12 protein-coding genes and 1 pseudogene are annotated in these 13,778 nt (G+C 58.5%); 9 read left to right on the plus strand and 4 right to left on the minus strand.

From position 1 onward, the window contains the following. Positions 1 to 24: 24 nt before the first annotated feature. The 9 genes and pseudogenes from ASG35_RS20745 to ASG35_RS20785 all read left to right on the plus strand — a co-directional run. Positions 25 to 225: pseudogene (locus ASG35_RS20745) on the plus strand (transposase domain-containing protein); the annotation flags it as partial. A 486-nt stretch (positions 226 to 711) separates the two neighbouring features. Next, positions 712 to 948: a type II toxin-antitoxin system ParD family antitoxin gene (locus ASG35_RS20750; protein WP_056361938.1), complete on the plus strand. Its 237-nt coding sequence runs from the start codon at positions 712 to 714 to the stop codon at positions 946 to 948. A gap of 1,105 nt (positions 949 to 2,053) precedes the next feature. Continuing rightward, on the plus strand, positions 2,054 to 3,043 hold the full coding sequence (locus tag ASG35_RS20755) for a TRAP transporter substrate-binding protein (protein ID WP_056361941.1): 990 nt from the start codon (positions 2,054 to 2,056) through the stop codon (positions 3,041 to 3,043). 88 nt (positions 3,044 to 3,131) lie between these two features. Next, positions 3,132 to 3,710 (plus strand): TRAP transporter small permease subunit, encoded by a 579-nt coding sequence (locus ASG35_RS20760; protein WP_056361943.1) that lies wholly within the window; start codon positions 3,132 to 3,134, stop codon positions 3,708 to 3,710. Between the two features lie 33 nt (positions 3,711 to 3,743). After that, entirely contained in the window at positions 3,744 to 5,048 is a 1,305-nt protein-coding gene (locus ASG35_RS20765; protein ID WP_056361947.1) for a TRAP transporter large permease, read from the plus strand. Between the two features lie 69 nt (positions 5,049 to 5,117). Continuing rightward, positions 5,118 to 7,235, plus strand: a complete 2,118-nt coding sequence (locus tag ASG35_RS20770; RefSeq protein ID WP_056361950.1) for a hydantoinase/oxoprolinase family protein — start codon at positions 5,118 to 5,120, stop codon at positions 7,233 to 7,235. Then, on the plus strand, positions 7,232 to 8,926 hold the full coding sequence (locus ASG35_RS20775; protein WP_162244433.1) for a hydantoinase B/oxoprolinase family protein: 1,695 nt from the start codon (positions 7,232 to 7,234) through the stop codon (positions 8,924 to 8,926). Before ASG35_RS20770 ends, ASG35_RS20775 begins: the two co-directional genes overlap by 4 nt. A 34-nt stretch (positions 8,927 to 8,960) precedes the next feature. Then, a complete protein-coding gene (locus ASG35_RS20780) occupies positions 8,961 to 9,848 on the plus strand; it encodes an alpha/beta fold hydrolase (protein ID WP_056361958.1) in 888 nt (295 codons plus the stop codon). Between the two features lie 50 nt (positions 9,849 to 9,898). Beyond that, the gene (locus ASG35_RS20785) at positions 9,899 to 10,903 is read left to right on the plus strand and encodes a LysR substrate-binding domain-containing protein (protein ID WP_082508511.1); all 1,005 of its coding nucleotides are present in this window, start codon (positions 9,899 to 9,901) and stop codon (positions 10,901 to 10,903) included. 28 nt (positions 10,904 to 10,931) lie between these two features. Here ASG35_RS20785 and ASG35_RS20790 read toward each other — a convergent pair whose 3' ends face one another. The 4 genes from ASG35_RS20790 to ASG35_RS20805 are packed head-to-tail and all read right to left on the minus strand — an operon-like array spanning position 10,932 to position 13,674. Next, on the minus strand, positions 10,932 to 11,741 hold the full coding sequence (locus ASG35_RS20790) for a hydroxypyruvate isomerase family protein (protein WP_235527647.1): 810 nt from the start codon (positions 11,739 to 11,741) through the stop codon (positions 10,932 to 10,934). 35 nt (positions 11,742 to 11,776) lie between these two features. Beyond that, a complete protein-coding gene (locus ASG35_RS20795) occupies positions 11,777 to 12,205 on the minus strand; it encodes a RidA family protein (protein ID WP_056361966.1) in 429 nt (142 codons plus the stop codon). A gap of 55 nt (positions 12,206 to 12,260) precedes the next feature. Then, a complete protein-coding gene (locus ASG35_RS20800; RefSeq protein WP_082508512.1) occupies positions 12,261 to 12,968 on the minus strand; it encodes a molybdate ABC transporter substrate-binding protein in 708 nt (235 codons plus the stop codon). Positions 12,969 to 13,005: 37 nt separating this feature from the next. Then, positions 13,006 to 13,674 carry an arylsulfatase gene (locus ASG35_RS20805; RefSeq protein WP_056361972.1) on the minus strand — a complete coding sequence of 223 codons (669 nt, stop codon included), beginning with the start codon at positions 13,672 to 13,674 and terminating at the stop codon, positions 13,006 to 13,008. Positions 13,675 to 13,778 lie beyond the last annotated feature (104 nt).

The raw sequence follows: 13,778 nt of genomic DNA on the forward strand, positions 1-13,778 counted from the left end.
ATGTTAGAGAAGCAATTCCATAACAGAGGGAACTGGCTCTTCAGTGACACCGTCGTCGGCGCAAATGCCGCCGCCAATCTGTATTCGCTCGTGCAGACTTGCAAAGCCAATAGCATCGAGCCGTACCATTACCTCATCGCGTTGTTCAAAGGTCTGCCGAACGCGCGCACCGCCGACGACTACGAGGCTTTGCTGCCCTGGCGACTAAATCCTCACGTGGCCTGACGCATGTCGTACGGCAATGCGCAAGGGACACCGTCTAATGCGCGCTTACGAAACTCCGACGCAGCCGATACACCGTCGTCCAATGCACGCCGAGGAGAAGCGCAGCGAGAACTGCCTGTTCTCGGGATAGCGGTCCCCGACCCAATGGTCGAAGCACCGATGCGACCTTCTCATTGCGGCCGCTCCTCTCGTTAGCGTCCGTCACCGCCGCTCCTTTCCGACCTTCGTCCAAAGGCATTAGCAGAATTAAAGGGCACGGCGGACGCGCTAGCAAATAACGATTGCTTATGTCAAATTAGTACTTGAATTGTCCAAACGCAGGGTCGAACACCGCGCGCACGGTCGCATATCCGGCTCTTTGTTTGCACGACGCCAGCTACCAATCACAGTCTATGCGCATCAAGCCGTAGCTGTCGCGTTGTGTCGGCCGCCTCATAACCCCGCATTACTTTGGCAAAATCTGCCAAAGCGTGCTAGAGCTGTTTTATGACGACTATGAACATTTCCCTACCGGATTCGCTGATGGTCTACGTCCACGAACAGGTTGGCGAGGGCAGGTACGGCTCGAGTAGCGAATACGTCCGCGAACTGATCCGAAAAGACCAAGATCGCAAGCCTCTGCGCGAAATAATCCTGCAGGGTGCGATGTCCGGCCTCGCCGCCCCTGTTGACGCCGACTACTTCAAATCGCTGCGCGCTCGCGTGCATACTTTTCGCAGATAAGGGCTGAGCCCGTCATACCGACAAGGCTAGCTAGGCAGGACGAGGTGACGCACTACAATGTAGACGAAGGCTCGCAGGAGGCTGCGCTCGGATTCATCGCGGAGATCGAGCAGGCTTGCCAGCGCCTTTCCAAACACCCGAACATCGGGTCTCCCCGTTACGCGTACGAGCTGGGTATCCCAGACCTGCGGTCGTGGCCACTGATCGCTATCCCCACCTAATCTTCTGTATTGAGCGCGAGGCCCATGTGGAAGTCTGGCGCGTGCTCGACGGCAAGCGGGATATTCCGGCTTGGCTGGAAAGTAACGACGATGAGACTCATTGACAGCCTCTGCACTACACCAGGTCCGTGAGGAGCATTCACGCACTTTCCCCTTTTGCCGCTTCATCGTGCATCTAACCGGCAGCACTCCCCGCCATGCGCAAACTGTCACGTCGCATTTCGGGGGTACCATATATCCGAACCAGTGCAGCGGCCCGCTGCACAAATTGATAAACCGCTAGCTTTAATACGCATAGGAATGCGTACTATCGTTAAGGTGCATCTCCCACATATTATGTTCACTTCCGAAATTAGTGAACTGCAACAGCACCTACTCGAGGCGAGCGGGTCGCTGGCCCGCCTCGACACAACGCAATCCGCTCGAACGACAAATGATGCCCGTTGAACGCTAATTTGAACTCTCGGCGCAAGGCGGAGGCGGTTTCCTTGTTTTGGTCATTGACGAAGCGCGGGATATGAGTCTGCGCAAGTGACTGTGGCTCGTGGAGATTCACAGTCTTCTTGGGAAGCAGTGCGTGCGCTCGTGAGTATTTCTGATCGCTTCGTTGCATTTCCTCGATGAACCACTCGGCACCGTGACAATGCAGCCATTCTATTTTTGATCTGCTGAGCAGACATTCGCCGATTTAAAACTAAGGCCAAGACCCTACGCGCGTGTATTCATAGGTTTCGCGACCCGTTCAATTTCGTTCAACGGGTCATTTTTTTTTTGAACTGGTGGCCGTTCGCTCCCCTATCTAAGCTGCCTGTATGTTTATGACGAGCGACTGGACGCTGCATCGAGCGCCCGCCGCGTCCGCCCATTCATTAATAGGATTCAAGATGAACGGAATTAAAAAACTGACTGCAATCCTCGCGTTTGCGACCACGTTGACGATGCAAACGCGCGCCTTCGCGGTGGAATGGGATTTTGCAAGCGCAAACGCACCTGGAAATTATCAAACGAAACTGGACGAGAAGTTTGCAGCAGAAGTTGCTGCCGCCACGTCCAACGAAGTGAAGATCACGGTACATGCTGGTGGACAACTGGGGTTCAAGGGACCGGAGATGCTTGGCGTTATCCGCGATGGACTTGTCCCAACAGGAACGTTCATGTTTTCGCAGCAGGTCGGCATCTCGCCTGTGCTGGGTGCCGGCGCCCTGCCCTATCTGGTGTCGGGCTTTAATGAAATGAAAGTCTTCTGGACCATCGCGCGGCCAGTTTTCAACGCCGAATTCGCGAAGTTCAACCAGAAGCTGCTTGTCACCATCCCGTGGCCCGGGCAAAACGTCTTTGCCAAAACGGAGTTGTCGAGTCCGGACACGTTCAAGTCAATGAAAATCCGTACCACCGACCGCAACGGTAGCGACTACTTCCGCACGCTGGGAGCATCGCCCGCGCAAATTCCCTGGGGCGAAGTCGTGCCCGCGCTGTCGACAGGCGTCATCAACAGCGTGTCCACATCGACCTCTTCCGCCGTCGACGGACAGTTCTGGGACTTCCAGAAAGTCTGCAACGTCGTCAACTGGCAATCGAATCTGGATGTGATCTCCGTCAATCTGGATGTCTGGAACAAGCTAAGCCCCAAAAACCAGAAGGCGATTGAAGCGGTCGCCGCGCGGCTCGAGCCGGAGTTCTGGAAAGCCGCGCAAGCAGAAGACGCGCGAAACTTCGAAACGCTCAAAGGCCGGGGAATGGAAATCTACTCGCCTCCGGCAGGCGTGCGCAGCGCCATGGCCGAAAAAGCCAAACCGAGCTGGACAGCCTATGAGCAATCGGTTCCCGCTGCAAAACCGCTGCTCGACCAGTACCTGAAAGCCGTCGGCAAATAATCAATTCTGGGCCGTGCTTGAGCACGAATATGGCACGGATACGGGCCCGGATCCGGCCAGTACAAAGAGCTTAAGGCGGAGCGCTTCAATGGAAAACATCGATACACACGTCCCGGTAGCCAACTCGCGAGTACGCCTGCTGATTCAGCGGGCGCTCCTTGCAATCGATACGGTGGCAAAGCTGGATGGCTGGCTGGGCGCGCTATGCCTGTTTCTTCTCTGCCTTCTGATGATTGCGGGCATTGTCGTCAGAACGCTGTCGAGCGCGGTGAGCTGGCTGCCGAAGGACATTCCGATTGCATGGGAGTACAGCTCCTATCTGATGGCCGTGACCTTCACATTCGGCGCCGCGCTCACGCTTCGAGCCGGCGGACATATCCGGGTCAGGGTGTTCTTGTCGAATGCCTCGCCCGCAGTCGTGACTGCGCTCGAATGCATCTCGAGTGCCGCCGGCCTCGCCTTCGCCACGTTTTTCACCGCTGCAATGACGCACTTTTCGTACAGGGCGTATGCCATCGACGAACGTTCGCTTGCCAGCAATACGCCGTTGTGGATACCGGAAGCGCTCGTCGCGTTCGGCGCAATGCTGCTCGCCTTGCAGTTGCTCGCGCGTCTTGGCCAGCTCTTTCTCGGCGAGCCGGTCGAAGACAAAAACATGGTTCGCTGATCGCGGACGGCACACCACAGACAGAGGTCGGATATGGCAATGATATTGACGACGATGGGCGTGCTGCTGTTCGGCGGATTGTCCATCGGCATCTGGGTCGGGCTGACCCTTGCAATCACAGGTTCGCTGACGCTGTTCATCTTCAAGTCGATTCCCGTGGACCGGCTGGTCGCCCAGTACGCGTGGAACATCATGACGACGCAGGAGCTGCTGGCGCTGCCGCTTTTCATCGTGATGGGCGAGATCTTGTTTCGCACCCGCATCTCGACATCGCTCTTCAAGGGACTCGCGCCATGGGCGAGTTTGTTGCCGGGCAAGCTGCTGCATTCGAATGTCATCGGATGCTCGATCTTCGCCGCGATCTCCGGTTCGTCCGCGGCGACCACGCAGATCGTCGGACGGGTCACGCTGGCCGAGCTGGACAGGCGTCACTATGACCGGCGTATTTCGATGGGCAGCCTGGCCGGCGCGGGCACGCTCGGCTTTCTGGTGCCGCCATCGAACATCATGATTGTGTATGGCGTGCTCGCGCAGGTCTCCGTACTCAAACTATTCGCCGCTGGACTAGTTCCCGCGATCCTTCTTGCGTTGTGCTTCATGGTGTGGATCATGATCCACACCACGTTAGACAAGAGCCTGATTCCCGAAGAAGAAAGCCTCAGCACCTTGCCGTGGAGCGAACGCTGGGCGTCGCTCCGACATCTGGCGCCGGTGTCGCTATTGATCCTGGCGGTGCTGGGAAGCATGTACGGCGGGCTGGTCACGCCTTCCGAAGCCGCAGCGGCGGGCGTGGTCGGCGCGCTTGGAATTGCAGGGTTTCAGAGAGATTTGAGCCTTGCGAAACTCAAGGAAGTCGGACTGGGTGCGGTGAAGACCTGCTCGATGATCGCGCTGATCATCCTGGGTGCGTCAATTCTGGGAAGCGCCTCCGCATTTCTTGGCGTGGGTCAGGCAGCCGCGAGCTTCGTGCATGAACTGCACCTCTCGCCATTCGCCCTGCTGTTCGTGCTGTTCCTCGGCTATATCCTGCTCGGCTCGTTTCTCGAGGGCTTTTCGATCATCGTGATTACGCTCCCAATCGTATTACCGATGGTGGTAGCGGCCGGCTTCAACGCAATCTGGTTTGGCATCTTTCTAGTGATCGCAGTCGAGATCGTGCAGGTGCATCCGCCAATAGGCTTCAATCTTTTCGTGATCCAGGGCATCACGGGCGAGAAGCTGTCGGTCATCACCAAAGCCACGCTGCCTTATCTTGCGTTGCTCATCTTGTTCGGCATCACCTTGATTCTGTTTCCGGAGATTGCGCTCTGGTTGCCCGAACACCTTGGCATGAAGTGAGCGTTCGTGGTTCGAGTTAGAGACTCACGCCGCCACGCGGTTGTTTATCGCAGTTGAAAGGGAAAAATAATGACGTCAAGGTTTGCTGTTTCAGTTGATATCGGCGGAACGTTCACAGACTTTGTCGTGCTCGACAGCGCGAAGAGGAAAGTGACGACAGCCAAGGTGCTAAGCACACCGCACCGCTCGGAGGAAGCGATCTTCTCCGGTTTCGAGCATCTGCGAGAGCAGTCGGAACTGGATCTGGCGGATTGCGATGTCTTTCTGCATGCCACCACGGTGATCACCAACGCCGTCATTGAACGGCGGGGACATGACTTCATCCTGCTTCACACGGAAGGATTTGGCACGACACTCGAAACTGGCCGCGAGCACCGCTACAACGTATCGAATCTCAGGCTGGCATTTCCGAAGCCGCTGACCCGGCACCGGCTCAAGATACCGGTCCGCGAACGTATCGCGCATACGGGCAAGCTCGTGCAGCAACCAGACAAGACCGCATTGATCGGCGATGTTCGCCGTCTGGTCGACGCAACCGGCATTCGCAACTTCGCCATCTGTTTCCTGCACGCGTTTCAGAATCCGGAGAACGAGCAACGCGTGGAACACTGGCTCACTGAAGCATTTCCGGATGCGGTCATCTCGACATCCAGCGCGCTAGCGCCGCGATCCGGCGAATACGAACGCTGGATGACCTGCGCCGTCAACGCATTTACCAAGCCGTTGCTTGCGCAATACGTGAAGCGTCTGGACGAAGGCGTGCGCGACAGGGGTTTCGCGGGCCGGCTGATGATGATGACGTCGTCCGGCCTTCCCCTTCCGATCGACCATTGCGTGCATGCGCCCGTTCGTTTGATTGAGTCCGGGCCCGCAGCGGGCGTGCTTGCCGCGCGGGAGATTGCTGCCCGCAATGCACCGGAAGGCAACGACGCGCAACACCCTACGGTGCTCGCCTATGACATGGGCGGAACGACCGCGAAAGGCGCGTTTCTCATCGAAGGCAAAGTCGATGTACATGCCGGTCTTGAAGTGGCACGCGAGGGCGCATTCGAAGCCGGCAGCGGTTTCCCGTTGATGATTCCCGCGCTCGATCTGATCGAGATTGGCGCGGGAGGTGGCAGCATCGCGGAGGTCGATGAGCGCGGCGCAATTTCCGTCGGGCCTCGAAGCGCAGGGGCGGCGCCCGGTCCCGCCTGTTATGCGCGAGGCGGGCTGGCTGCAACCGTCACTGACGCGAATCTTTTTCTGGGCTTCCTTGGCGAAGAAAACTTCCGCAACAGCGGCATCGATGCGTCACGAGCCGAAGCGAAGCGCGCCATCCACGACAACATCGCCGCACGCCTCGATATTCCGGTGGAGCGAGCGGCAATCGGCGTTCATCGCACGATCAACGAGAACGTCGCGCGCGCGTTTCGCGTTCACGCGGCCGAGCTTGGCGTCGACTATCGCAGGGCGACGCTGGTCTGCACCGGCGGCTCGTCGCCAGTGCACGCGTTGCCTATTGCGCGGCTGTTGTCGATTCGCCGGGTGATCTTTCCGTTCGCCGCGGGCGTTGCATCGGCGATGGGCCAGTTTGCGAGCAGCGAAGGCATCGTCCTGCAGCAAACGCGAAAAAGGAATTTTGCCGAAGTCGACCGTGACACGATCGCGCGCGAGGTCGATCAACTCGTGCAAGCGGAACCGTATGCAAGGCAACTGGTGGAAACGGGCGCGCGAACGGTCGTGAAACTTGGCATGCGCTACGAAGGACAGGATTCCGAAGTAACGGTCGATATCTCCGATGCGGATGGTTTTCCGGACACGGGCACGATCCGCGAGCGCTTCTTCGACGCCTACAAAGAGATTTTCGGACTGAGCTTCGCGAACTACGGCATCGAGATCAGCACGTGGATCGTGGAAGTCTCGCTGCCGGACCAGCTCAAGTCGGTCCGCGAGTTGACTTACGATGCCCTGACGCCATCGGCGAAACCGGAGAAGAACCCGCGCTCGTGCTACATCAGCTCCGACGAAACGCAGACCGAGGAATGGACCGAAGTCCCGGTCTTCAACCGCTACGCATTGCAGGCCGGCTGGACCCATGCGGGTCCAGCGCTGATAGAAGAGAACGATACGACCATTTATATTCCCGCGTACGCCCGCGTTCAGGTGGCGGCAACGCTGGATCTCATTGCGGAGATCAAGCCGTGACAGCTATATCAAGCATGGACCCGGTGGACGCCGGCATTATCTGGTCACGCTTTGTTTCCGTGGCCGACGAAATGGTCTCGGCCATGGAACGGACTGCATTTTCCACCATGGTGCGGGCGAGCGGCGATTTTTCGTGCATGTTGTTCGATGCGCGCGGCAAGCTGATCGCTCAGGGCGCGACAAGCGTGCCGTCATTCACGGGAACGGGTCCAAGCACACTCGGGCACATGCTCGAAGCGTTCAACGCGGCCGAACTGCAGGACGGCGATATCGTGGTGACCAACGATCCGTGGATTGGAACGGGCCATACGTTCGATATCAACGTGATGAAGCCCATCTTTTTCCATGGCGCGATCGTGGGCTTCTGTCTGACCGTATCGCATTTGGCGGACGTGGGCGGCGTGGGCATGGGATCGGTGGCACGGGACGTTTATGAAGAAGGCTTTTCGCTTCCACCCGTCAAGCTCTTTCAGGCCGGCGTCGAGAATCGCTTCGTGATCGACTTCATCCGGCATAACGTGCGCACGGTCGACTACGTGCTGGGCGACATCTACTGCAATGTGGCCGCCTGCAACGTGGGCGCGCAGGGCCTGATCAAGATTCTTGCCGAGCACAGGCTGTCGAGCACCATCGATGCAGCCGATGCCATCTTCGCGCTCACGCGCAAGTCGATCATCGCGAAGCTGGAAGCAATGCCGAAAGGTCGATACACGGCCACGATCCCGGTTGAAGGCGGCGGCGATTTTCCGGACATCTCGCTGTCGGTCGCCGTCACGCTGGACGATACGGGCTTTGGCTACGACTTCGCCGGAACAGACCCGGTCGTGGGCCGCGGTGTCAACGTGCCGCTCTGCTATACGCGCGCATTTTGCTACTTCTGCACGAAAGTGCTTGTCGCGCCCAACATTCCGAACAACCAGGCCATCCTCGATTTCGTCACCATCCAGGCGCCCGATAATTGCATTCTCAATGCGCTCAGGCCCAACCCCACGGGTGCGCGTCACGTGTTCGGACATTTTGTCGGTCCGCTGATTTTCAATGCGCTCGCCGATGCCTTCCCGCACGACGTGCAAGCCGATTCCGGCATGGTGTTTCAGATGAACCTTCGCGGCCAGACGCGCGCGGGCAAGCACTATTCGTCGATCTATTTCTCGGCGGGCGGATACGGTGCATTGCTGGGCTACGATGGCCGCGCGGCATTGCCGGCACCGGCCAATATCATCGGCGGATCGGTCGAGTTCTGGGAGCAGCAGCTCGACTGCACATTCCTCAAGAAGGAAGTCCTGGAAAACACCGGCGGCGCGGGGGAATTTCAAGGCGGCAACGGGCAGGTCTTTGCCATCCGGAACGACACGGGGCATCCGCTCGAAGCGTCGTTCATGGCATCGCGCACGCGCATTGCCGCCAAGGGATTCGCGGGCGCCAATGCGGGCGCGCACCGGCTTGTGCTCGTAGATGGCGTCGAGACCGATCCCAAGGCACGCGTGCTGATTCCGCAAGGGGGTATCGTGGAGATTCGCGATGCGGGCGGTGGCGGATTTGGTGACCCCGATCTGCGTTCGTCCGACAAAATCAAAGCGGACCTCGAAGCCGGTTTGATCAGCGAACGGTTCGTGGAAGCGCATTATCCAAAACAATCGCGTCAGATCGAATTGGCGGAGCATGCGGGCGCTTCTCGCGCGACTTTTTGAAAACGGTCTGACTCAAACATGAAGAGGGAACGACATGAATGGCGTGACAGAACTGGGCGGCAAGACATTCAAGCGGCGCTTCGTGCGGAGCGGTGACATCCGCTTTCATATGGTCGATGGCGGTGTGGGACCGACTGTTGTGCTGATCGCGGGCTTTCCGCAAACTGCTTACGCGTGGCGTCGTGTTCAACCCTTGCTGGCCGGCGCGTATCGCACCATTGCAATCGATCTGCCGGGCCAGGGTTATTCCGACAAGCCAACGGACGGCTACGACACACAGACGGCCGCCCGTCGTATCCATGATCTCTTGCAGCAATTGAGCGTGGGCCGGCACTTCTATGTGGGGCACGACATTGGATCGTGGATTGCGTACCCGTACGCTCACGATTACGCCGCGGATCTGGACGGCATCGTTTTTATCGACGGCAATATTCCCGGCATTACGCTCAAGGCAGAGGTCTCGGTCACCGCGCCGTCGAACTGGAAAAGCTGGCACTTTCTGTTCAACGCGGTGGACGATCTTCCCGAGGCGTTGATCGCGGGCCGAGAGCGCATTCTGATCGAATGGTTCTTTAACCGCAAAACCGCCAACGCAATGGCCACGTTCGAACCCGCCGACGTCGATCAATACGTCAAAGCCTATGCATCTCCCGGCGGCCTGCGCGGCATGCTCGGTTATTACCGGGCCGTCGAAGAAGACATGCGCCAGAATCAGAAGCTCTTTGCCAACCGGATCAAGCCGCCCGTCCTCGCGCTTGGCGGCGACGTAGGCAGCGCGCCGACAATCCACGAGTTGATGAAGCCACTTTGCGAGAACCTTCAGGGCGGCGTGATCGAGGACTGCGGACACTACATTCCCGAAGAGCAACCTGAGGCGCTCGCAGCCGAACTGATGCGCTTCTTCAACGGGTGTCTCGGATGATTTTTTGAAACGCGCTATGCTGGCCGTCATGCAAAGCAACGGGAGGTCGAATGACAGCCGGTTCGAAAAAGCAGGTTCCCGGCGATGCCGATTCATCGCCGGATTTACCGTCTCACGCGTCGCCTGAATCGCCTGCATCGCCTGAATCGCGTCGTGCCCGTTTCCCGCCGCTCAAGTCGCTGATAGCGTTCGAAGCAGCCGCCCGTCATGGCAGCTTCACCCAGGGCGCAGATGAAATCGGCATCACGACTTCAGCGGTCAGCCATCACATCCAGCAGATCGAGGATTTTCTCGGCGTGCCGCTATTCCAGCGTCACGCCGGGCGCGCCGTGGTAACCGTGGCAGGCCGAACCTATGCGCGCGAACTGGAGAAAGCTTTCGGGCTGATCGCCAATGCAACGAGCCTGATTGCGCCACGATCATGGGGAGGCGATCTTTCCATCGCCGTGCCGAACAGTTTCTCAGTGAAATGGCTGCAACCGCGTTTGCGAACCTTTCTCAAGGCCAACCCGCTTTTCAGGGTCCGACTCGCCACGCTGCACACGCATGAGCTCGACGCCAATCGTTATGATATTGCCATTGCGCATGGCCCTCAGACGCCGGGACTCAAGCTCGCCGAGCCGCTACTGATCGAGCGGCTCAGGCCGCTGTGCAGTCCGCAACTCGTCCAGGAACTAAATCTCAAAAGTCCCAAGGATCTCGCCAAGGCAACGCTCATTCATTCGAACAATCCGCTGAACTGGGTGGAGTACTTCCGGCGCATCGGCAACTTTGTCGTCAAGCCGGCTCACGATCTCTGGCTCGATCGTTCGGCGATGGCAGTAGAGGCCGCCGTGGAGGGGCTGGGCGTGGTGCTGGAGAGCGAGATTATCGCGGAAGAAGAGTTGCGCGATGGCAGGTTGATCGAACCGTTTCCTGATCTGAAATTCAGCGTCGAAAACATTTCCTACTACTTGCTGCGGTCCTCGAGTTTGCGCAATTCCGCCGAGGCGGCTGTGTTCGAAAAATGGCTGCGTGCCGAGCTTGAACTCGCCAATCTGCGCACGATGGTCTGAAACAGATGGCACGCGCACGCCGCTGGCATTACGTCGCGGCCTGCTCAAAGTCGCGTCGCCATCCCAATCCCTCAATGGTGGTCGAACGCGGCAGGTATTCGCAGCCGATCCACCCCCCATATCCGCTGTTCGCGATTGCCTGGGCGATATCGTTCCACGGCAGGCCGCCTGTGCCCGGTTCGTATCGTCCAGGCACGTCCGCGACCTGAATGTGCGCAATATCCTCCCGGTAAAGCGCGAACGCCTCAAGCACGTCAAGTCCGCTCATTCCCGCGTGATAAAAATCGAAAAGCAGTTTGACCTTACCTTGCGGCATCTGGCGGATTATCGCGCTCGCTTGAGCGAGACTTCGTAGAAAATAACCGGGCACGTCATGCTGGTTTAGACACTCGAGTACGAAAGTCACGTTGGTTCCTTCCGAACGACGCGCGGCCCAAGCCAGATTGTCGATGAAAACAGCGTCGGCCTCCGGCATCGTGCACTCAACAGGCACCTTTCCGGCCATCAGATGAACCAGATTGCAGCCAAGTGCGTCCGCATAATCGAGCGCCTGCTCAACACCATCGCGAAACATGTCCGTGCAACCTGGAATGCAGGCGTAACCGTTGGCGCCGACTTCTGCCGAGCCGGGAACAGGCGTATTGATCAGCACTTGCGTCAGATCCCATTGCTTCAGCGCATCTCGCAGCGACACCAGATCATAGGCATACGGTGAAGCGTATTCGACCGCCGCGAAGCCGTTTTTCGCGGCGACCTCGAAACGTTCAGTGAATGGCAGCTCCGTGAAAAGCCACTTGAGATTGGCAGCGAAGCGGACGTTCGCATGGGCTTCGTTCATCGACGTGGCGCTATCGGCAGCATTAAATTCACGATTCATACCAGTCCCACGATCATTTCAACTTCGACGGCCGCGCCGTGCGGAAGTTGCTGCACGCCGATAGCGCTCCGTGCATGCTTGCCGCGCTCGCCAAGCACATCGATAAACACACGCGACGCACCGTCGATCACTGCACCCTGCCCGACAAAATCCGGCGTTGAAGCAACGAAACCCGTGATCTTCAGTATCCTGACGATACGTTCATACCCGCCTAGCGCAAGTGCGAGCGAATCGAGACAAGCCTGCGCGCAAAGCGCCGCCGCGTGTTGGGCGTCTTCCGCTGAAACGTCGGCACCGACCCGGCCGGTATATTTCAGCGCGCCGTTCTGACGCGGCAACTGGCCGCTTACAAATGCCAGATTGCCGAAGATCGTGACAGGGGTAACGAGTTGATTCGGCGCTTGCTTTGCAGCCGGATGCGACATGAGATTCTCCCTTTTATCGGATGAGATAGCGTTGCCTGCTTATTGTTCGTAGAAGTCATAGAAGCGTCAGTCCGAGACGGCGATACGCCTCTCGCGCGGTCTCCGAAAACAGCGACTCGATCAATGCGACGCCGTGCGCCGATGACATGGATTCAGCGAACATCGCCACATCGAAGTCTGTATAGCATTGGCATTCTTCGGGAAGCGGCCCGATTATTTCGATGCCATCGACCATGGCCAGCTCGCTCATTTGCTGGATGGCAACATCGGCTTCGCCTCGCGCCACGCATTCGCCAGTGAAGCCTTTGTCGATGATCGTGGCTCGCTCGTTGACGCGCGCGGCAATCCCCAGCTTCTCTATCAAGGCCGCAAAGTAAACCCCGCTTGCACCTGTCCTGGAGTACGCGACCGAGCGCGCGCCCAGCAGCAACAGCCGTAGTTCGTCGACGCTCCCCACTGGCTTTTGCGATGCCCGCGCTGAACCCGCGATGCCTACGCCGGTCCTGGCCAAAGGACGCACTGTCGATGGATTCACGATCTGCGCCGCGCCGAGATCGCCTACGTACTCGCGCGTGGCGATCAGCACATCAGCTCTTTCACCACGGGACACGCGCTGCCGAAGCATATTGGTGGGATCGAACGTGCATCGCACGTCAACGCCGGCACGCTTCTCGAATGCGGGGATGATGACCTCGACAAGCGCGCTTTTCACGGCAAGCGTACTCATGAGTGACACGGTCTGGTTGCGCGGCTCAAAAGACATCAGCGGTTCCGTTGTGGAGATGGGCGAGCGTCACGTCTCAATCCAGCAGACCCAGCCGCCTTTTCAGATCGGCTACGGCACTGCGCGGCGCGGAAAACACCGGACAACTCGCCACGAGCGAGACAGCGTCGAGCGCTTCGGAGGTCGAGAAATGCGCCAGCATGATTGCGTCGTAGCCGTGCAACTGCGAGGCCTTTTCAGCGACGAGACGGTTATGCGTGGCAGTGTCGCCAGCGCGCAGACTATCGATTGCGCCATCCACCACGAACGTGGCGAGCGTGGCCTCAGGATTGATTCGCGATGCTTCCTCGAAAAATTCCGCCACCATCGTGGGAAGCGCCGGAGCAAACGTCGCAATCATGGCGATGTTTTTTCCTCGCGAAAGCGCGTCGGCAAACATCGCGGTATTTGGCTTGCAAACGGGAATGGGAAGCGCCGAAGCGGCTGCGTCGACGGCGGGACCAAATGCCGAGCACGTGGCGAGCACGGCATCCGCGCCTGTTTCGAACCCATAACGCGCGAGGTTCACGAAGCGGGTTCGCAGCGCGTCGGGCAGTTCCTTGCTTTTGCCTCGCGCTGTTGTCAAACCGTCGTCAAGCAGATTGGTGAGTCTGGCCTCGGGCCAGTCGATCGCGAACGCCTGCAGGACAGGCGCCATCGCGACCGGCGTAGCGTGAAGCAGCACGATAGAAACATCAGGTCTCATGGAATTGTTGAAGCGCCTTGTTCGAGTAATGCTGCGATCAGCGACGGCTAAACCTTATCGGCTGAATCGACCCTGTTCAAACGCAAAAAATTCAATGCGCGTTG

Origin of the sequence: Burkholderia sp. Leaf177 (assembly GCF_001424345.1) — a bacterium.
Lineage (GTDB): Bacteria > Pseudomonadota > Gammaproteobacteria > Burkholderiales > Burkholderiaceae > Caballeronia.